Source organism: Pseudochryseolinea flava, assembly GCF_003286915.1.
In the GTDB taxonomy this organism is placed as follows: domain Bacteria; phylum Bacteroidota; class Bacteroidia; order Cytophagales; family Cyclobacteriaceae; genus Ohtaekwangia; species Ohtaekwangia flava.
In genome coordinates, this window is sequence record NZ_QMFY01000003.1 from 333,654 (window position 1) to 354,097 (window position 20,444).

The window sequence follows — 20,444 nt, forward strand, 5'->3', positions numbered from 1 at the left end:
TCTGCGTCGCTGCTAAACTTTGTGAAAGATACAGAAACCGCTTACCGCACATTACTTGTATCGAATGATGCTGTCAGTCGAAGTCTGCTGGATACTGCTGGATGGGTCGCCGCACAAAAACTTCATCAACTTCAAAAGCTTCTCATCGATTCATCACAGATCGACATGCTCGCGAACAAAATATCACCACTCATTGAAAGGAAGGTTGAAGATCTAAAGCATTCTGAAAAAATAAGTGCTTCGATTTTCGGAGCAGATAAACTAGAAGGCCTACTGCAAAAAACCGCGCAGCTCGACACCATCCAACGTTACCTCAAACTTTTTAATGAACGTGAACAACAACTGCTCAATACACGGCTAGACAAATTACAATACACACTCGACGTGCAGCGCAAAATTCGCTATGTAAGTTTACTACTTATCGCACTCACCTCGCTCATCGCTTTGATCTCACTCATTCGAAAACAAAAGCAAAACGACGCATTGATTGAAGAACTCAATGCTCCAAATAATACACTCGAACACAAAGTATATGAACGCACGCAAGAACTGGAGAAAAAGAGTACGCTGGCGGAAAAGCTCAATCGCGATCTTCACGACAATTTTCACACGCTTGAATTATTCTATAAGGCGATTCAGATAAAGAAAGTAAAAGCGGAAGACACTGTTCGAGAAATTGAATTCCTCTACGACAACGCTACCTGCGGCTATCATTCACTGGCCCAAGACGGCACGATTATCCGGATGAACAAAACGGAATTGGCTTGGCTTGGATATTCCCTCGACGAAGTTGTCAACGTCAAGAAACTATCTGACATCATCATTGAAGAAGAGGTCGAATCGTTCACTCAAAACTTCAAAAGGTTTCTGGATCAGGGTTCCATTAAAAACATGAAGCATCATTTCAAAAGAAAAGATGGCTCTGTATTTCCGATCATCCTCAATGCAACGGCAATTTTTAATACGAAGGGCGAATACGTGATGAGCAGGGCCACGGTTATCGACATCACCGAACAAGAAGAGAGCGCTGAAAAACTTCTCGACGCAAACAAAAAGCTTATCCTGTTGAATGAAGAAAAAAATAATTTTCTCGGCATGGCTGCACACGATTTAAAAAGTCCGCTTAACGGAATACTCGGTTTAATCAATTTAATAAAAGGATCATCAGAAAGGCTTTCCACGCAGCAGCAGGAATATATTCGGTACATTGAAGGTGCTTGCACATCGATGAAAACGATGGTTACCAATCTGTTGGATATCAACCGTATTGAGCAAGGACTAAACACGGTAGAGCCCACGCGTTTTGCGCTCGCAACGGTACTCGATACACAGATGCGTATTGCGAAAGAACACGCAGACAAAAAAGGCATTCGTATATCGCTCGAAAACAATAACAATGAGATTACGCTTACAACGGACGTGAATGCTTTTATGCGCATTGTGGATAACCTCCTTTCGAATGCACTGAAGTTCTCACCGCCCAATAAGAATGTGTGGATTAAAGTTAGTGCATTCGACAACCACGTTCAGATCGACTTCACTGACCAAGGGCCAGGCATTCGTCCTGACGAAATGAACTTGCTCTTTGGGAAATTTAAAAAACTTAGCAACAAACCAACTGGCGGAGAAAGTTCTACCGGACTCGGACTATCGATCGTACGCGAGCTCGTGTTGTTGTTAAAGGGAAAAATTTATGTGCATAGTGAAGTCGATAAAGGGAGCACCTTCACCATAGAACTCCCCTATTCGATAATATCGCAAGAAGTTGCCTACGCTAAAAATTGAGAATAAAATCTTGCAAGTTCTGATTGCGATCCATGTGCAGTTTTTTTCGGAGTCTGTAACGACTGATCTCTACACCGCGAACAGAAATATTCAATAGCTGTGCGATTTCCTTCGTTGATAAATTCATCCGTAGATAAGCGCTTAATTTAATCTCTTGCGGACTAAGCAAAGGAAACGCACTTTTAAATCGATTGGTAAAGTCGCCATGAACACGATCGAAGTGGAATTGAAAGTTCTCCCAATCGGAATCACCAGAGATATTTTGCTCGATGTCCTTCGTAATCTGAATAAGCTCCTTGCGAACATCGTCGTTCTCTGCACGTTTAGCGATAGAGCTCAAATTCGTCTTAATGCCGGTGATAAATTCATTCTTTGTGAGCAAATGCATCGTCGCCGTTCCCAATTCATTGTTCATGTGACGAAGCTCAGACTCTAGCTTTTCATTTTGCAGACGTGTAATTTCCTCTTGAGATTGCTGCGATAACTTTGTAAACTCTTTGTCTTTAGCATTCAACGCTTTCTCTTGCTTCAATACCATCAATTTTTGCTCACGTTGATATTTTCTATCCAACAGATTAAAGCCTGCAAATAGAAGGGCGAGCACGGATATACCGTAAAAGGTGTAAGCCCAGACGGACCGATACCACGGTGGACGAATCACAAATTTATACTTCGCTTCTGCACTGATGGTTCCATTAAGATTTTTCGATCGCACATGGAAGACATAAGTTCCTTCTTTCAAATTCGTATACTCTTTCTGAACTTTTGTCCCCCAAGCTGACCACTCTTTCTCGTAGTTCTCAAGATAAAACTGATACGAAAGATCTGCATCGCCTTCATAGGACGTAGCTGCGAAAGTGAAATTCACAGAGTTATTCGCATAGGGCAACCGCGGTACAAATACACCCTGCTGTTGCATCACAACAGAATCTCCCTGACTGTAGTTTCCGAAGAACAACACTGAATCAACGCCATTATTCGTTAGCGAAACATTTCGAATTAAGGTTTTAAAAGTAGTATTACTGTTCATGCGGTGCGCTGGATCAAAATGAATAAAACCATCTTTCGCGCCGAAAAGCACTTCATTGTTTTTAAGAATGGCAATGTTCATCAAGTCATCGTTGAGATATTTTCTAATCTTTGCAAAATCCGTTGAAAGAAGATGGTATTCGCCGATGTTATTTTTCTGAAACACGCCAATATGCTCACGACCGACGAAGTAAACATTTCCCATCGCATCTTCTTGCATGAACCAAATCTGTGCAAGCTTTCCCAACTTCGTGGTAAACAAATCGTCCGGAACAAATGAATCGGACTTCGGATCATATTTATAAACACCCACTTCACCCGTAAACAAAAGTTCATTTCTAATTTTAAAAACGTTGATGAGATGATTCGTCGGAAAACCTTTTTCTACACCATAGTGCTTCACTGAAATAACACTGTCTTTAGCATCGTTCAACACAAGTTTATAAGCGCCTTTATAACCATGCGTGACCCACAGATTCCCCGCTTGGTCTTGCTCCATCACACGCGATGACTCTGCAAAACCACCGATCGATTTCGGTAGTGACCACCTTCCGTTACTCCAGGTATAGCGTTGCAACCCCGCATACAGCCCACCAATTAATTTATCCGAATTGCCTTTGACATCATGGAAAACCCACGCCCCAGGTTCATTTGAAATTTTAGTTGCCTTTTTATTATCAATATAAAATGAACCCTGATGATGGCCTAGCATCAACGCATCGCCATATCTGCCGATGTGATAAACCTGACCTCCCGTATTCTCCACCAAAGAAAAATCTGTATCACCTACGATTGACTTTACATAAAGGCCAGTGTTGGTTCCGAGGTATAATTGATCGCGATCGAGGAACGCTGCGTAACCTGTACCAGGTAAGCCTGATTGCTCATTGATAAATGTGAATGGCGATCCTAGTTCGACGTATGCAATACCGTTATTATGCCCCAGCCAAAGATTACTCAGATCATCCTCATAGATGCACAAGATGGTTCTGTTATCTAAGCCCTTACCGCGCGTCATTTGCCTTATTATATTTCCGTCCGCATCAACTACCAACAGACCACTATTCTGCGTTCCTAAAGCAAATGTTCCATTCCGTAGTCGGATCATACAGTTCACATGAGAATCGCGATAGAATGTTTGCATTTTCTCATTCCACGGAGTGACTTTACCATTGTCCATCTTAAACATACCACGCTGAGAAGTGGAAATGAGATACTGATCTACCTGCAATGGAAGGATGGACGATATCGTAATACCTTTGAAAAATTCACCGCCCTTCATGAGTGTTAATTGATCGCCATCAAGCGTACTCACGCCTTTGTCGCGTTCATTCACAAAAAGTTGACGGTTCACTAAAAACGATAAGTCTATCGGATTTTCTGGTCGAATAATGGATAGTTCACCCTTCTCATATACATATATCAATGAGAACGTACAGAAGTAGACGCGGTCGAGGTCAATAAAAATACTCCATGCTTCATCGAAATTGCGATACTCAGGCGCGAGGCTATCGGCAAGCGAAACATAGGTTAACTGCCCACGACTGTCGGGAAAAAAATAACCGAAGTCACCCTGGCAGCCGACAAAAATCTTTCCCGATCTATCAATGGCTACACTTCGCACCTTTGTACCAGTTTTTACGCCATAAGTTCTCCAACGCTGCCCATCGAACTCAAGTAGACCGAAGTTGTTTGCGATGTAGAGAATACCGCGCTTGTCTTGCGTGATATCCCAGTTTTGAATCCCGGCTTTATACTCGACAGTTTGGAAATTTTTTACAAAAGGAAGTCCCGAAAGTGGCGATTGAGCTCGTCCAGTTGCGGAGATCAAGCAAATCAAGGAACAGATGATCAATACGTAATTATTTCGTCGACCAAGGCTTCTTTGGCTATGCGTCATGTAGAGGCAGGTTTAGGTACTTGCTGTACTCAAATCTAGGAGTTATAACGATTGCAATCCATTGTGATCAGCAATTTAAGGTGCCATGATGTAGTTTTGACGTACTGAATAGTCCGGTACCGATGTAATAAAGATGGGAGTTGTGAGTTGAAATTGAGGTGTGTTCTTTCAAAGTTTGCCCTGACACACCAAACGTTTGCATTAACTTTCGAGAACCTTTCGACCCACCATCGAGATTTGATACGGTTTTGTGGGTGGAACGGAGATCAATAAGTCAACAACAAATACTCATATGAAAAGATGTTTTGTGCTTTTACTTAGTTTTCTACTGGCTGGATGCGGTGGAGATGATGGAGGGGAAGAAATATTGCTTCCAACGAATTTAGTAATCACTGTGGACAACGACCAAGGTAATGGAGAGGTCACCGTTACTGCCACAGCTGAAAACACGAAGCTCTACAAGATCTACTTTGGTGACACGCCGAATACACCCGTGAACAGTGGCAACGGAGTGGCTACACACACCTATTCAAAAGGAGGAACGTACACGATTAAGGTTGAGGCTTATTCAACAAATACTGACATGATCAGTAAGACTCAGAGTATTGTCGTAAGCTTCGCCCCGCCAACAAATTTAAATTTCACCGTCGACATCAACAGTGAGGGAACGGGTGAAGTAACAGTCAATGCTACGGCTGATAACACGGAACGTTTTACCATTTACTTCGGAGATGCCGAGAATACCCCTCATGAAACAGAAGATGGTTCCGCCACTTATATGTACGATGTAACCGGAACATACACCATCACAGTAGAAGCTGAATCCAGTGCAGGTGATATGATTAGCGACATGAAAGAAATCGATATTACTGTCGCGCCCAAGTCTTGGCAATTAGTATGGGCTGATGAATTCAATACTACCACTATAAATTCAGACAATTGGAAATTCGAACTCGGTAACAATGGAGGTTGGGGCAATGCCGAATTGCAATACTACACCGAAGAGAACGCATCCGTAAAAATGGACGGTGAAAATGGATTTCTAGAGATAGTAGCTAAGAAGGAAAGCAAGGGAGGTTTTCAGTACACGTCTTCAAGAATGATAACAAAAGACAAACAAGAATTCCTATTTGGACGCGTTGAAATTCGAGCCAAACTACCGAAAGGCCAAGGTATTTGGCCTGCGCTATGGATGTTGGGTGCTAATATTGACGAAGTGCCTTGGCCAGGTTGCGGTGAAATTGACATCATGGAGATGATCGGTGGCGGTGCGCAGCGCGATAACCGGGTACACGGAACAGCGCATTGGTACAACGATACTGCTCCCGTAGGAAAAGCCAACTATGGTGGTCATGTTGATTTGTCTTCCGGTATTTTCGCTGACGCTTATCATGTGTTCTCGATCGAATGGAACAAGAACTTCATCATTTGGTTTTTAGATGGCGTTGAATTCCATCGTATCGATATCACACCTCCGGATTCTCCTTCGCGCTTTGACGAATTTAGAAAAAGCCAATTCTTAATTTTCAATATCGCAGTCGGTGGCAACTGGCCAGGTGCACCGAATAACGATACGGTGTTCCCCCAAACAATGAGCGTCGACTACGTTCGTGTTTATCAATATAAGTAACCATTTTACCAAGCAGCGATCATAATCGCGATCGCTGCTTGGCTAAGTTATCACACCCCAATTTTAATTATGAAATTCTTCATCACATTTCTCTTTATTGCAATTTGCGCAGCACAAACATCCGCGCAAAAGCTCGTTTGGTCTGACGAGTTTAATACCCCTGGCGCACCTGATTCTACCAAATGGAATTACGACCTTGGCGTTGGCAATCCTAGTGGTTGGGGAAACAATGAACTTCAATGCTACACCAACGACCGCAAAAACGCTTGGATTGAAAAAGGTCATCTCATCATTGAGGCTCGTAAAGATCAGCAACAAGGCAAGCCCTATACGTCGGCACGATTAGTAACACGTAAGAAAGGGGACTGGCTTTATGGAAAAGTTGAAGTAAGAGCAAAACTCCCACACGGAAAAGGTACTTGGCCCGCAATCTGGATGTTATCTACCGATTGGAAATATGGCGGATGGCCCGAAAGTGGTGAGATCGACATTATGGAACATGTCGGTTATGATATGAATGTCGTTCACGGAACAATTCATACCCTTACCTACAACCACGTGAAGCAAACTCAAAAAGAAGGCAAAGTAACAATGAATTCAGTCGACAACGAATTTCACATTTACGGACTTGAATGGACAAAAGACAAAATGGATTTTCTAGTTGACGGAAAAGTTTATTATACCGTTACACGTGGTCAACAAGACACCTGGAAAGAATGGCCTTTCGATCAACGCTTCCATCTTATCCTCAACATTGCCGTAGGTGGCAACTGGGGAGGACGTGAAGGCGTTGATGAATCAATTTGGCCGCAGCGTATGATGGTAGATTATGTACGAATATATCAGTAGGAAGTATATCCTATAGAATTATGATCGACGGAGCTCTTGAAGTCTGTTGCGTTCATCTTGCAACTCACGCGAGAGCTTCGTTTGTTTTTCCATCGCCTTCTTCTTGTACTCATCATACTCATTACTCACGAGGCTGATCGTTAAACTCTTTTCCTTTATTGATTTATCCAGCACTTTCATTCGCGCAAGAACAAATACCAGTGCTCCAACGAGGGCAGCGAGAATGATTCCCGTGAGCGTCAAGAAAAAACCTTTCGAGAAATCAACTCCAATAACACTAATATGAGTGCTGTCATGGATAACACCTTGAACCGAGGCATCCTTTTGTTTCATCGTATCTTCAACCTTCTTTACTTCCGCTTTTAACGACGCAATCTGTTGATTTGCTTGATTGATCGTTTGCTGCTTTCCATGCAAGGAGTCCTGCACAATACGCCAAACACCATCGAGCACGCTTTCCTTAATGACCTTGTAATTCTGATACGTCTGTGATTTCGTTTTCATGATTTGAAATCGATCACGCAAAGTATATGAACCTTGTAAAGGATCAGTTGTAGGCGGGGTTGTGGTCGCTGCTTGACCGACCGATAATTGATAGGACAGAATGCAAATCGCGAAAGCAATAATCTTCTTCATCATAAGGAAATGTCTGGTTGAAAGAACTTGCAATTTAGGACATGAAACATCACAACGCCAATCGCGTCATTTTAACCGTTGCTGTATCAGTTAAAAGGCCCGCATGAGCCGATAAACCTGAATACCAAACTTTTGCAAGGAGTTACTCAGTTACGGGCTTCAGGACGAGATCCGTGTTCTGCACGGAAACAATGTTGTCATAAAGTTCGCGAACATATCGATATTCGTGGGCATCGTAGAATGACTTAGAAATCGCAATTGAACTACTCACTGTTATCAGATTGCCTGTTTGCTTGGCTTCTGAAATAAACCTTCCTCCACCGTTTGGAAGCAACAATCCAACCTTTGCTGGAATATCGACCAGATCGATGTTGGGTGGGATCTGCATTGAGAAAATCAAGATCTCCTCCCGCGGCGCGCCATAGTCAAGTGGGTAAATTCTGTCTTTTGACTTAAAAGGATTACGCCATTTTCCCGCAATGAATGGATTGAACAAAGACGTCCCTCCTGTCAAATTATCAAACGGTTCCAATGATACCGTTGAAGTGATAACCAGCGGCTTCGAAACATCCGTTGCGTTTTGAATGGCTATTTTTTCGATGCTATGATTCTTTTCATTCTTGATTTCAGCTTTGATAAATTCCTCTTCGCTACCCGCCGTCAAAATCTCGGCCCGCTTATAGGATGCTTCATAGCCAAAATAAGAAGTAGTAATCGTTCCGTTAAGCTTTCCTTCTGCGTTCGCTAACAGCGCAACAACATTTATCTTTTTCGACTTTTCTCCTGCCACGAGATCCACCCATCGCGATTCACGATTATCAATTAAACGCCCTTTGCCATTTAAACAACGCTCTGCGATTAGCCCGAACGGAAGCATATCATCTGTTGCATCAAGCATGTACATCTTATTCTTGATTTTCACGCTCGCAACAACATAATTAAACTCAGACAACACGGGAAATAGTTCTGTTACAGCACCATGCTTTCTTGTAGACAATAGCACTGGATTAGCATTGAAACCAGCCTCACGCAAGGCCGCAATTAATGAGAGATTAACATCAGCAACATTTCCTGTTTTCTGATCAAAAGCCTTTTTAATGCCTTTATCACTCAAAAAACCAAACTCATCATTCCAATCATACCAACCTTGAATGAATTCGTAAACCCGTTTAGCTTTCGCCAACGAATCGGTCTCGCCAGCAATCACTAATGCAATGTGCTGATCGAGTATATCTTTCCCGCGACGCAACTGCACGCCAAAGTCATCACGCTTACGAAGCTCATCAATAGCATCACGCCACTCTTTCGTGTACTTCTTTTTGGTGCCATCAAAAAATTGAACTTCAGATAATTCAAAACGAATAGCAGCAATGTAATTCGACGATGCTGTCATGTAAGGTTCCTCAACAAAGGCAGGAATATCTTTCATTCCCCATTTCAAACGGCTACAATCAGCAGTTCGATAACATGCCCTTGAAACTTCACTTTCATTCTTGGTCAATTTCAAATAGCCACGCAAAGAAATATTATAGTTGTAGTTCGCGGGGATATTGGCCCAATACTCGCTGGACATTTTTGGAATCTCGTCTTGAAATTTCCATGGATGAAAATTATAAGTAAATGGAGAGGATAACGCGTACGAATACTCGATCACGGTTCCCACTTTCACATTTGGAATAGCAAACTTCTTTTGTGAATAGTCGTCATTGACACGCTCCGTAAAAATACTTTTCTGCTCGAGCTTAGTTTCTACCATAGAGCCGTTCACGATGTTAAAACTGCTCGCACGAATTTCACTAACTGTTTCTATTTCCGATTCATATTTGCGAAGCGCGATAGTTACGTCACCAAGTTTAACGCCTTCTGATTTTAGAATTTTAATTCGGACATGATAGTTGTGGATTAGTCTATAATCGCCACCATTTTCAAAAAACGTTTCGCCAAACTCATCCACGACGACCGCATATGCGGTTGTATCTGGCGCATAGCGTTCAATTGCTAGATCACGGTAGGTTGCCCCGAATTTAAATCCATGTTCCTGTGCAAGAATAGATTGTACTGCCAGAAGAAAAACGGTAAGAAAAGAAAGATGTCTCATTGGGGAACGTTTTGCTGAATCGTCAAAAATAACTAAAAGGTGATTAATCTAAGGGAACTGTTTATACCTTCGTCATTATTCACACATCATGAAGATAGGATTACTCTCCGACACACATAGTTTCCTAGACAATAAAGTATTTGAGTACTTCAAGTCTTGTGATGAAATCTGGCACGCAGGTGACATTGGTGATCAACATGTTATCGATCAGCTTGAGCAATTCAAACCCATACGCGCAGTCTTTGGAAATATTGACGACAAACGCATGCAGAATAGATTTCCTGAGGATCTGCTGTTTTCGATCGAAGGGATGAACATCATCATCACACACATAGGCGGTGTTCCGCCAAAATACAATCCACGGGTTCGCAAGATGCTAACGGCTGCACCACCCGACATTTTTATCTGTGGTCATTCACACATACTTCGTGTGGCGCGCGACCCGGCACTAAATAACATGCTATTTATAAATCCGGGAGCAGCTGGCAATCATGGTTTCCATCATATGAAAACCATGATGCGTTTTGATATTGCTGCAGGACAAATAAAAAATCTGGAGGTAATTGAATTAGGAAAGCGCGGCGCTTTAGAAACGATAACGCATTCCGACACCTGATCGATTTAAGCCCATCGACAGATTCTGTTGACGTTGCTCCTCTGTCCAGCGATTGAATTTCTTATTGCCCCTTGTCCAGAGGATGATCCCAGGTATCGTTAAACCAACGCCATGGGTGATCATGACAACACCCAGTGCAAATTTAGGGTCGCCATTTTCTGTGGTCGTACCGTATTGTGTGGTTGTCGTAGAAGTATAATAATCATCGTCAGCCTGAGCTACCATCACAATTCCACCCACGAACAAGATTCCGCCGATGATCGTCATGGTTTGCCCTGCCTTTTTCATCCTAAGACCTGGTGCAAGTGGAACACGTGTTTGTGTTGTTTGATTGATGACAGGGCTAACGATCACCGCATCTTCCGTGATGACGGGATACGTTATTTCTGTCTGAGGAAGCGTTGTAGACGGCGAAGACGGAGCGAAGTCTGACACTTGTGCAGAGGCAATGGATGCAAAGCATACACACGCCAATGCGATAACTGTTCTTTTCATATGGGTAACTTAAAATTGGGTTCGCTCGTCAAGGCACGTTTAAGCTATTCGCCTAAACATACTGATTCAGCATTACTGGCATTACCAGCATCAAAATATCCTCGCTTGCATCTTTTTCTGCAGGCAGGATAACACCAGCCTTATTAGGTGCCGACATGGTCAATTTGATTTTATCTGAATCCAGGTTTGTCAACATTTCAATGAGGAACTTCGCATTGAATCCGATCTCAATATCCTCCCCTTCGTGCTCACATGATAAGCGCTCATTTGCTTCGTTCGAGAAATCAAGATCTTCTGCTGAAATTTGAAGTTCACTGCCCGTAATTTTCAAACGAACTTGATGTGTCGTTTTATTCGCGTAGATCGAAATACGCTTTAACGCACCGAGTAGATCGTTACGCTCGATTTTCATCTGAATGTTGTTGCCGCTAGGAATGACGTTGTCGTAATCAGGGAAACGCTCGTCGATGAGACGACAGATCATTTTGATGTTTCCGAACTTGAAGAACGCGTTCGACATGTTGAAGTTTACGCTTACATCCGTATTGTCCGAAGGAAGCGTCGCTTTCAATAAATTAAGCGCCTTGCGTGGAACGATGATCGAGTTGCCGTTATCAGATTTAACATCTGTTCTTCTATAGCGTACCAAACGGTGACCGTCTGTCGCTACGAAGGTCGTGTTCTTATCGCCAAGGTTCACGTATACCCCCGTCATTGCAGGACGAAGTTCGTCGTTGCTTGTAGCAAAAATCGTATTGTTGATGGCTCTTGAAAGAACCTCTGTAGAAATTTCAGCAGTGAAGTCGTTAGAAACTGAAGGAACTTTAGGGAAGTCCGTTGCATTTTCTCCGGAAAGCTTATATCGACCGTTATCAGAAATAATCTCCACACTGTAGGTAGACTCATCGATGGAGAACGTTACCGGCTGCTCCGGGAGGTTCTTTAAAGTATCGAGGAGAATTCTTGCCGGAACAGCAATGCTACCCTTTTCTTTCGATTCTACTTGAATATCAGTGATAATCGATGTTTGAAGGTCTGACGCAGTTACCGTCAAACTACCTTTCTCAAGCTCAAATAGAAAGTTTTCCAGAATGGGTACCACAGGATTTGTAGTGATCACGCCATTAATGTTAGAAAGTTGCTTAAGCAGGTAAGCAGAATTAACGATGAACTTCATTCTTGAAAAAGTAATTTGTGGTTGATATAAAGCGGCGGTAAAGTTATAAAGAAAACCCAAAAATAAAATCGGGGTCTAAATGTGCGAAAAAGCTTTAAAACAGGCTACTGTCCCTTGAAAAAATCTTTTGAATGCACGATTTCAGCTACTTTTCGACGGTCAAAAAACGCCCAGTCTTTTTCATCAATGAGGCCCGCATAGCCTTCTGGACCGTATGGATAAAAGCTCAAGGAATGCTTTCTATCACCGATATCACTGATAGTCAGCGTTTGGAGTGGCTTCAGTAAAAGCAAACTATCCAATGAAGGGTCCTTTGAAAGGTATTGATCAACGGTTAACAAGGATACGGCATCCAAATAGGTATTAAGCTTCGCGGTGTCTACTGGGTTTACACCAATCAAGTTCACCTGAAAATCTTTCATTTCAATCGAAAAATTATTCCCCTCATTACCTGGAAAATTGGTAACCAAGCGCTGAAAGTTTTGCCAGTTAAAATCAAATACGCGGGTGGTACGCCATCCGCCAACCGGATTTTCAAAGATTCCCGAAACATATACGCGATATCCTGGGATGACCATGTAGTAGACCTTCTTGTCGCTCTCGGATGCGAAATAAGCTTGCGTCTTGGCAGGATTTCCACCCGCCAAAAAGGTTGTCAAAACGGTAGCACCAGCGTGCATGGAAACCTTCACACCACTGACCTGCAGTTGTTCATAGATCGAATCGTTCATCGCGCTCGAGACAGGCCTGCGAGGTTCGGCTGCCATCATTGTCGCAAAGAGCAAGTCAATCATTTCTCCATTTGCGTTGTAAATGTCGTTTACTTTCCAGCGCCCGCCGTCTGTGGTAAGCACAACGGTATCGCTACCCTGCAGGAGCATTACCTTATCAACGGTCTTCAGATCGTATTTCTTAAAATGATCTTTTTCAACCACCCGCTTCACATCGCGCATATTCATCCACATCATACCCGCAGTCGCTATTGCGAGAACAATCAGCAAGATCAGTCTTTGTTTATTTTTTTTCTCTTGCATGACTAAAAGCTAGCGTAACGTTTCTTTCGCCAATATGCGCGTAACAGTCCATAACCAACAATCAACAACACGGGCAACCCAAGGTTAATCAGTTGCCAGGTAAATTTATCGGCAGCAATTTTCTCACGATCCAATGGGCGGATCATCACCTGTTTACTTCTGGTTTGGATCAAGCCATCCTCCTCGGTTAGCCACATCATCGCGTTCATCAATAGATCTTTGTTGGCAAACGTGTAGTTTGTAAATGGATCGAATCCCAACGCCTGAGGTTGATTACTTCTCGGGTTAATTTCGTTGCGTGCAATATCTCCATCTGCAATCACAATTAACCGGGTATGCTTTCCATCATCAATATGTGTTTGCTTCGACATTCCCTCTGGAAGAAATCTATTTTTATAGAGCGACGTAAATTTTCCCTCCAACAAACATCCCACCATCATACTACCCTGATTAAAATCCTTCGGATCATACTTCCGAAGGTCGTTTACATTGACAGGAACCGGCGCAGTGAGTTTACGCGTGGCGGGCGTTGTCCATAGCAGTGGCGTTTTGCGAATACCAGCAGCTTTAACAGTGTCAATCGTGTTAGCAAATCTTAGAATGGTCGCATCAAGATTTCTTGTAACCGGATGTTCCGCATAGCGATTGACCAAAGGAAAAAACGGCCAGTTCATCAATTGAAATTTCGACTTGCCATTTACCTGTCCGGTGACGACAGGATAAAACGCCGCACTTTGATCTTGCACCAGGTCAGGATTGATTCGCACGCCATACCTAAAAAACTGATCATCGAGATTTAGGTCGTAAGGAAGGGCGAGGTATTCAGGGCGCGAAGCATTTTCCATCGACGCTTCCAGGCGATCAATTAAAAACATAACCTTGCCACCACCCATGATGTATTGGTCGAGATGATATTTTTCCGTTGGAGAAAATGGCTTTGTTGGTTTCGCTATAACCAGCGCGCTGTATTCGGACAGTTTCTTCGATTCAGAAAGATTTACCTTGAACACATCGAACGACTGAAGAAGTTCATTATTAAAACTGGCCACATCCAAACTATCGAGTTCATCGTGACCAACCACAAGTCCAATGCGTTTGCGTTCTGTTTTACTGAGTCGTTCAATCGCACTCACCAATTCAAATTCAATTCCCTCAATAGATTGATTAATCTCTTCGTCAGGCGATGCTGCCTTATTTCCTTTTAACAGCGTGATTCCTGTTTCTGCTCCACCAAAATAAACGATCACGCCAGGGAAGATAATTTTCTCTTTTCGTTGTCCATCTTTTGTATCAATCACATTGGTCGGCTGAATACCGCGACGAGCAAGCTCAGCCATAAATTCGCTTTGAGCCTTTTTTCCTACAGCCGCCGATGGATTGACGAGCGCATAGTGCACCTTTCTATCCGAATACACCTCAAACTCACGTAACGTTTCAAGTATCGCCTTTTGAAAACGCTTAAATCCTGCGTTCATATCACCCTCGAGATACACTTCAACATGTACATCGTCATCGAGGTTTTCAAGAATCTCTTTCGTTTTATCTTTAATGAGATATCGATTTTCTTCTGTGAGGTCGATGCGGAAAAAATAATTTGACGCAATCAAATTAATCAGCACAACCACGAGTATGGCGTTGCCAAACCAAAGGAAGTCACCCAGCTGTTTACTCTTCCAGTTCACCATTGTCTGCTCCCCAAGGTTAGTCGTGTACATGACAACAGCAAAAAGATGACACTCAAGAAATACAAGATATCGCGGCTGTCGATTAATCCTTTGCTCATGGATTCGTAATGAAAGTTCAATCCCAATTGCTTCACGAGGAATGCATTGTCTGCCGTTGCAATTAACGCTGACAATGAATCAAAGCCTGTAAAAAGAATGAAGCATAGGAAGGCGGCAACGATGAAAGCAATGATCTGATTGGGCGTAATCGAGGAAGCAAAGATACCGGCGGCACAAAACACCGCAGCTAACAAAGCAAGTCCGATATACGACCCCATAATACCGGGCGTATCGATATTTCCTACGGGGTTCCCCAATTGATAGATTGAGAAGTAATAAAGAATCGTCGGAACCAACGCGAAGAGCACCAGAATGAAACACGCAAAAAATTTACCCAGCAAAATCTGCCAATCACTCAGCGGTTTGGTCAGCAACAGTTCCATTGTGCCGCCCTTCTTTTCTTCTGCAAAGCTTCGCATGGTGATGGCCGGCACAAGGAAAATAAACACAAACGGTCCGAGTGTGAACAAGGTATCCATTTGTGCGTAACCGCTATCCGGTACTGCTGTCTCGGGGAACACCCACATAAGCAAGCCGATGCCGGTAAGAAACACACCGATGACGATATACGCGATCAGTGAATTAAGGAAGCTATTGAATTCTTTAAAAAGGACCTGAACCATGGTGCTAAGGTGGGCGCAAATAACAGATTTTTTTTCTAATGCTCTACACCTTCGGTTTGAGTCAATGAACGGAAAACGTGTTCCAGTGACTGCTCCTCGATGCGAAGACCGACCAACGACAAGTTTTTATCGGCCGCTAACCTGAAAATCTCAGCGCGAAGATCTGCACCTTGTGAAACCGAAATCTTAAACGTTGTTGGCGAAATTTTTTCGACATTTTTAACGCCAGTCAATCCGTCAAAAACCTCCACCGACGTTTCACTACCGAATTCCGCTACAAGAACAACTGTATCCGCACTCGCGCTGAGCATCGCAGCAAGGCTACTGTCGGCCACGATTTGTCCCTTGTTGATCACGACAACGCGATCACATAACGCCTGCACTTCTTGCATAATGTGCGTAGAGAAGATGACCGTCTTATTCGCACTGATCGTTTTAATTAAATTACGAATTTCCACAAGCTGGTTCGGATCCAATCCTGAAGTGGGCTCGTCCAATATCAGTACTTGTGGATCGTGAATAAGGGCTTGCGCTAATCCTACCCGTTGACGATATCCTTTTGAAAGCGTTTCGATCTTCTTGTTTTGTTCGCGGGTAAGACCACAAATGTCTACCATCTCCGCCACGCGTTTTTTTAATGTACTACCACCAATACCATACAGTTTTCCGACGAACGAAAGATACTCGTGAACATACAAGTCGAGATACAGGGGATTGTGCTCAGGCAGGTAGCCCGTAATTTGTTTGACGGCCATTGGATTTTCGGAAACCTTGTGACCACCTACCGTCACCTCTCCTGCCGTCGGCGATACATATCCGGTAGCAATTTTCATTGTCGTGGATTTCCCGGCGCCATTGGGTCCAAGAAAACCGACAATCTCTCCGGGCGAAACCGAAAATGAGATATGGTTGACAGCTTTTTGCTGCCCATATATTTTAATAAGATCTTGAACGACAAGCGACATCGATACTGTTAATGATATGTTAAAGAGGGCCCAAAGTTCAAAGTTTTTGTCCAAGAAACCGAAAGTTTGGACTTTAAAAACAATCTTTGAACGAAAACATGTTACAAACGATCCGACTGGCTTATTAATTGCCATTGAATCGAAAAGCTTAATTTTGAACGGAATTTTTAATGATATGCGTAGCTATTTTTTTGCGTTTTTCTTTTTCATAACCATCGTCAGCCTAGCACAGAACAAAGCCTATAATCTCCAATTTAAGGTTGATGGCTGGAAAGACACCACCGTCTATCTAGGTCACTATTACAGTGAAAGCACCTACTTGCGCGATACGGCGCGTATCAACGGTCAAGGTGAATTTTTCTTCGATGGCAAGAAGACACTCGACCGAGGCGTATACTTTCTCGTGCTCAACAAGGTGAAGATGTTTGAATTTGTAGTCGGCCAGGATAAAGACTTTAAGCTGGAAACGAACTCGGCCAATTACGTTAAGGACATGAAAGTGACCGGCGATATAGATAACCAACTTTTCTTTGCCAATTGGCGAACAAGCATGGCCCTTCAAGAAGAGGCCGATCCATTCACTAAAATTCTAAAGGATAGCACCACCGCTGCAGACAAACGTAACGCCGCCCGCGAACAAGTAAACAAAATCCGTGAAAAATTACTCGTTCAACAACGCGACATCATTTCAAAACACCCTACAACAACATCGGCAATACTTTTTAAGTCAAGTCAAGAAGTAGTTGTGCCGGATCCTCCGAAACTTCCAAATGGAAAAACTGATTCTACATTTCAGCTACGCTGGTACCGCGCGCATTTCTTCGATAACTTCAACCTAGCCGATGATGCACTGATTCGGATGCCACAACCTGTCTACAGCCAAAAACTGAATGAGTATCTCGATAAACTTTATATTCCACAGGCTGATACTTTGATCAAAGCGATCGATAAACTCGTCTCCGTCGCGAAGAAGAATCAAGAAACGTACAAGTACACGGTGTTCACGTTGATGCGGAAATTCCAAGAACCAGAAATCATGGGTCTCGATGCGGTGTATGTTGACATCTATGATAAGTATGTGGCCACTGGCGAAATGGACTTTTGGATGAATGATTCACATAAAAAGAATGTGAAAGAGTATGCTGAAAGACTTCGCACAAGCTTAATTGGAAAAGTAGGCGCCAACTTGGTCATGCAAGATTTAAATCTGCAACCCAAATCATTGCACGCCATGAAAAATCGATTTACAATTTTATTTATTTACGATCCTGATTGCGGCCATTGCAAGAAAGAAACGCCAAAGTTGGTATCGTTCTTTGAGCAAAATAAAACAAAGTATGATGTTGGCGTGTATGCCGTTTGCCTCGATTCTTCACTGGTTAAAATGAAGAAGTACATTACCGAGATGAAGCTGGGAGGTTTTACGAACGTAAATGGTCCACGTACCTATACAAAACCCTATAACCAACTTTATGATGCTGTTACTACGCCATCGATGTTTATTCTCGATGAAAACAAAAAGATCATTGGAAAGAAATTTCCGACTGAGAACCTTGAAAATTTTTTCGCAAACTATGTGAAGTATCATCCGGCTAGCGCGCCAAAACCCGGAGGCGGCACCAAACCGAAAGGATCATAGTAAAACATAAAGTTACGTCGTCTTCCAAGAGCACGACGCACATTAAATGCACCTAAACAATGTACCGTTATCCTCTCATTTTCTTTTTGCTGCTTTCCGTCGTAAGCCAAGCACAAAACAAGTTGGCGTATAACATTCAGTTTAAAGTTGCTGGATGGAAAGACACTACAGTGTACCTCGCACATTACTATGGCGAAAGCAATTGGATCCGCGATACTGCACATGTAAACAGTAAAGGAGAATTCAATTTTGATGGTAAAAAAACATTAGACCGCGGCGTGTACATGTTAGCGTTGAACAACACGAAGATCTTCGAATTTGTTGTTGGTCAAAATAAGTACTTCAAATTGGAAACCGCCGCAGACAGTCTCGTGCAGCACATGAAGGTGACCGGCGACGTGGACAACAAACTTTTCTTCGAACATTGGATTAAAAGTCTGACACTCCAAAAAGAGGCTGCACCTTATTCCAAGATATTGAACGATAGTACTGCCTATCGGGATAAACGCAAAGATGCCGGCGAACGTCTCAGTAAGATACAAGAGAAGCTGCGCGATTATCAAAAGGCCATCATCGCCAAACATCCTGAAACTACCACTGCTATTTTATTTAAGTCTGGTATGGATGTAGCCATTCCCGCGCCACCCAAACTTGCCAATGGCAGAACCGATTCAACTTTTCAACTCCGCTGGTACCGCGCGCACTTCTTCGACAATCTGAATCTTGCAGATGATGCCCTTGTCAGAATGCCCGAACCCGTGTATAGTAAAAAACTGAATGAGTATCTCGACAAGCTTTATATTCCACAAGCCGATACACTGATACGGGCTATCGATAAGCTCGTGGCTGTCGCTAAAAAAAATCGCGAGACATATAAGTATTTCATATTCACATTAATGCGGAAGTTCCAAGAGCCGGAGATCATGGGACTCGACGCCGTTTATGTCGATATCTACGACAAATATGTTGCTACCGGCGAGATGGATTTCTGGATGAACGAATCCCATAAAAAGAACGTAAAGGAATATGCTGAGCGCCTGCGCACAAGTTTGATTGGAAAGACCGGTGCTAACTTGGTGATGCAGGATTTGAACAATCAACCGAAGTCGCTGCATGCTATGAAAAATAAATACACGATACTTTACATTTATGATCCAGCATGCAGTCATTGCAAGAAGGAGACACCAAAGCTCGTGACGTTTCTTGATCGTAACAAAAGCAAGGTTTGACGTTGGCGTATATGCCGTATGTGCTGATTCGTCTTTGGTCAACATGAAGAAGTATATCACAGACATGAAAATGACTGCCTTTACCAATGTGAATGGTCCGCGTACTTACACCAAGCCCTATAGCCAACTCTACGATGCGCTGCTAACCCCGTCGATGTTCATCCTCGACGATCAGAAAAAAATCATTGGTAAGAAGTTTCCGGTCGATAACCTGGAGAATTTCTTTGTGAACTACGAAAAGTTTCATACCGCTCAAGGTGTGAAAGGCGTGGAGAGCACGCCCAATCGTTAGCTTAATCGGACAATTCATAGTTCGATAATGAACAGCGCAACATAGCCCGACAGCTCAAAAAGCCCCAAATAATTAAAATTTGCCGGCTGTAACTTTTTGGCACTTTTTTCAGTCTTAGATGCAACTATTAACCAATAGTGAAGTATCTACTGTATGTTACGTATCATCTGTTAAACCAAAAATCGTATGGCCTTTTTTGACAAACTGCTAGGAAAGAAAAAACCGGAATTGAAGGCAAAGTGCCCGATTACGCGGGAACCGATCGAAAATGGGTTCGGATACTTACTGACTACATCACAGATTGTGGCTTCCAAAAAATATTGGGACATGATCATGACTGAGCCGGAAACAATGTCATACACCGTATCTCACTTCAAGAACATCTCGAGTGGTACGCAAATGAGAAATATGATCTTCGAAAAATACAGCACCATCGATAAGCCGTGGATGATATCAGATTCATGCATTAATCTTTTCGAAAATGTTGATAAGAAGGAAGCTCGTGAAAACGCCCGCAAGTGGTGGGCTAACGCAGGCAACTTCACCCCTGAATCTTCAGGACCCGCTGTCCAAACCGTCGACAACCAAACTTTTCAAAACTGGAAAGACTACGCTGTCATGGAAGCTGGACGCAACCGGATTGTACTTCAGTAGGAAGTATTT

General features: G+C 43.0%; 17 protein-coding genes. 8 read left to right on the forward strand and 9 right to left on the reverse strand.

Features of this window, described 5'->3' with window-relative positions:
- The first annotated feature begins 21 nt into the window (after positions 1–21).
- Complete coding sequence (locus DQQ10_RS09115; protein WP_133259589.1) at positions 22–1,785, forward strand: sensor histidine kinase; 1,764 nt, start codon at positions 22–24, stop codon at positions 1,783–1,785.
- Here DQQ10_RS09115 and DQQ10_RS09120 read toward each other — a convergent pair.
- Positions 1,775–4,714 (reverse strand): ligand-binding sensor domain-containing protein, encoded by a 2,940-nt coding sequence (locus DQQ10_RS09120; protein ID WP_112746539.1) that lies wholly within the window; start codon positions 4,712–4,714, stop codon positions 1,775–1,777. The two genes, DQQ10_RS09115 and DQQ10_RS09120, sit on opposite strands and share 11 nt — an antisense overlap.
- Before the next feature lie 292 nt (positions 4,715–5,006).
- On the opposite strand from DQQ10_RS09120, the gene DQQ10_RS09125 reads away from it, so the two are divergent.
- Together DQQ10_RS09125 and DQQ10_RS09130 are read left to right on the forward strand one after the other, a co-directional pair.
- Complete coding sequence (locus DQQ10_RS09125; protein WP_245970341.1) at positions 5,007–6,344, forward strand: glycoside hydrolase family 16 protein; 1,338 nt, start codon at positions 5,007–5,009, stop codon at positions 6,342–6,344.
- A 69-nt stretch (positions 6,345–6,413) separates the two neighbouring features.
- Positions 6,414–7,193: a glycoside hydrolase family 16 protein gene (locus DQQ10_RS09130; protein WP_112746540.1), complete on the forward strand. Its 780-nt coding sequence runs from the start codon at positions 6,414–6,416 to the stop codon at positions 7,191–7,193.
- 18 nt (positions 7,194–7,211) lie between these two features.
- On the opposite strand, the gene DQQ10_RS09135 is transcribed toward DQQ10_RS09130, so the two are convergent.
- On the reverse strand, positions 7,212–7,832 hold the full coding sequence (locus DQQ10_RS09135) for a hypothetical protein (RefSeq protein ID WP_112746541.1): 621 nt from the start codon (positions 7,830–7,832) through the stop codon (positions 7,212–7,214).
- Between the two features lie 139 nt (positions 7,833–7,971).
- The gene (locus DQQ10_RS09140) at positions 7,972–9,927 is read right to left on the reverse strand and encodes a DUF3857 domain-containing protein (protein WP_112746542.1); all 1,956 of its coding nucleotides are present in this window, start codon (positions 9,925–9,927) and stop codon (positions 7,972–7,974) included.
- A gap of 88 nt (positions 9,928–10,015) precedes the next feature.
- Between DQQ10_RS09140 and DQQ10_RS09145 the strand changes: the two genes are divergently transcribed.
- Positions 10,016–10,543, forward strand: a complete 528-nt coding sequence (locus DQQ10_RS09145; RefSeq protein WP_112746543.1) for a metallophosphoesterase family protein — start codon at positions 10,016–10,018, stop codon at positions 10,541–10,543.
- Here the strand turns inward: DQQ10_RS09145 and DQQ10_RS09150 are convergent.
- The 6 genes from DQQ10_RS09150 to gldA all read right to left on the reverse strand — a co-directional run bounded on the left by DQQ10_RS09150 (position 10,514) and on the right by gldA (position 16,621).
- A complete protein-coding gene (locus tag DQQ10_RS09150) occupies positions 10,514–11,038 on the reverse strand; it encodes a hypothetical protein (RefSeq protein ID WP_112746544.1) in 525 nt (174 codons plus the stop codon). The two genes, DQQ10_RS09145 and DQQ10_RS09150, sit on opposite strands and share 30 nt — an antisense overlap.
- 52 nt (positions 11,039–11,090) lie before the next feature.
- Positions 11,091–12,215, reverse strand: coding sequence for a DNA polymerase III subunit beta (gene dnaN, locus DQQ10_RS09155; protein ID WP_112746545.1), 1,125 nt, complete (start codon positions 12,213–12,215; stop codon positions 11,091–11,093).
- A 104-nt stretch (positions 12,216–12,319) separates the two neighbouring features.
- Positions 12,320–13,249, reverse strand: a complete 930-nt coding sequence (locus DQQ10_RS09160; protein ID WP_112746546.1) for a DUF4340 domain-containing protein — start codon at positions 13,247–13,249, stop codon at positions 12,320–12,322.
- A 2-nt stretch (positions 13,250–13,251) separates the two neighbouring features.
- Entirely contained in the window at positions 13,252–14,964 is a 1,713-nt protein-coding gene (gene gldG, locus DQQ10_RS09165; protein ID WP_245970343.1) for a gliding motility-associated ABC transporter substrate-binding protein GldG, read from the reverse strand.
- Positions 14,928–15,656 (reverse strand): gliding motility-associated ABC transporter permease subunit GldF, encoded by a 729-nt coding sequence (gene gldF / locus DQQ10_RS09170; RefSeq protein ID WP_112746548.1) that lies wholly within the window; start codon positions 15,654–15,656, stop codon positions 14,928–14,930. The genes gldG and gldF overlap by 37 nt, the downstream gene beginning before the upstream one ends.
- A gap of 35 nt (positions 15,657–15,691) precedes the next feature.
- Entirely contained in the window at positions 15,692–16,621 is a 930-nt protein-coding gene (gldA, locus tag DQQ10_RS09175) for a gliding motility-associated ABC transporter ATP-binding subunit GldA (protein WP_112746549.1), read from the reverse strand.
- Positions 16,622–16,796: 175 nt separating this feature from the next.
- Between gldA and DQQ10_RS09180 the strand changes: the two genes are divergently transcribed.
- The 4 genes from DQQ10_RS09180 to DQQ10_RS09195 all read left to right on the forward strand — a co-directional run bounded on the left by DQQ10_RS09180 (position 16,797) and on the right by DQQ10_RS09195 (position 20,435).
- A complete protein-coding gene (locus DQQ10_RS09180) occupies positions 16,797–18,260 on the forward strand; it encodes a DUF5106 domain-containing protein (protein WP_165823866.1) in 1,464 nt (487 codons plus the stop codon).
- Positions 18,261–18,319: 59 nt separating this feature from the next.
- Complete coding sequence (locus DQQ10_RS09185; protein ID WP_112746551.1) at positions 18,320–19,489, forward strand: DUF5106 domain-containing protein; 1,170 nt, start codon at positions 18,320–18,322, stop codon at positions 19,487–19,489.
- Between the two features lie 43 nt (positions 19,490–19,532).
- Positions 19,533–19,781, forward strand: coding sequence for a hypothetical protein (locus DQQ10_RS09190; RefSeq protein ID WP_133259590.1), 249 nt, complete (start codon positions 19,533–19,535; stop codon positions 19,779–19,781).
- 186 nt (positions 19,782–19,967) lie between these two features.
- Entirely contained in the window at positions 19,968–20,435 is a 468-nt protein-coding gene (locus DQQ10_RS09195; protein WP_112746553.1) for a hypothetical protein, read from the forward strand.
- Positions 20,436–20,444 lie beyond the last annotated feature (9 nt).

Coding starts and splice junctions, on each gene's coding strand:
- DQQ10_RS09160 (WP_112746546.1), bottom strand. CDS start 13,249: ATGCAAGAGAAAAAAAATAAACAAAGACTGATCTTGCTGATTGTTCTC.
- gldF (WP_112746548.1), bottom strand. CDS start 15,656: ATGGTTCAGGTCCTTTTTAAAGAATTCAATAGCTTCCTTAATTCACTG.
- dnaN (WP_112746545.1), bottom strand. CDS start 12,215: ATGAAGTTCATCGTTAATTCTGCTTACCTGCTTAAGCAACTTTCTAAC.
- DQQ10_RS09150 (WP_112746544.1), bottom strand. CDS start 11,038: ATGAAAAGAACAGTTATCGCATTGGCGTGTGTATGCTTTGCATCCATT.
- DQQ10_RS09185 (WP_112746551.1), top strand. CDS start 18,320: ATGTACCGTTATCCTCTCATTTTCTTTTTGCTGCTTTCCGTCGTAAGC.
- DQQ10_RS09190 (WP_133259590.1), top strand. CDS start 19,533: ATGAAGAAGTATATCACAGACATGAAAATGACTGCCTTTACCAATGTG.
- gldA (WP_112746549.1), bottom strand. CDS start 16,621: ATGTCGCTTGTCGTTCAAGATCTTATTAAAATATATGGGCAGCAAAAA.
- DQQ10_RS09120 (WP_112746539.1), bottom strand. CDS start 4,714: ATGACGCATAGCCAAAGAAGCCTTGGTCGACGAAATAATTACGTATTG.
- DQQ10_RS09180 (WP_165823866.1), top strand. CDS start 16,797: ATGCGTAGCTATTTTTTTGCGTTTTTCTTTTTCATAACCATCGTCAGC.
- DQQ10_RS09130 (WP_112746540.1), top strand. CDS start 6,414: ATGAAATTCTTCATCACATTTCTCTTTATTGCAATTTGCGCAGCACAA.
- DQQ10_RS09135 (WP_112746541.1), bottom strand. CDS start 7,832: ATGATGAAGAAGATTATTGCTTTCGCGATTTGCATTCTGTCCTATCAA.
- gldG (WP_245970343.1), bottom strand. CDS start 14,964: ATGTACACGACTAACCTTGGGGAGCAGACAATGGTGAACTGGAAGAGT.
- DQQ10_RS09140 (WP_112746542.1), bottom strand. CDS start 9,927: ATGAGACATCTTTCTTTTCTTACCGTTTTTCTTCTGGCAGTACAATCT.
- DQQ10_RS09125 (WP_245970341.1), top strand. CDS start 5,007: ATGAAAAGATGTTTTGTGCTTTTACTTAGTTTTCTACTGGCTGGATGC.
- DQQ10_RS09195 (WP_112746553.1), top strand. CDS start 19,968: ATGGCCTTTTTTGACAAACTGCTAGGAAAGAAAAAACCGGAATTGAAG.
- DQQ10_RS09145 (WP_112746543.1), top strand. CDS start 10,016: ATGAAGATAGGATTACTCTCCGACACACATAGTTTCCTAGACAATAAA.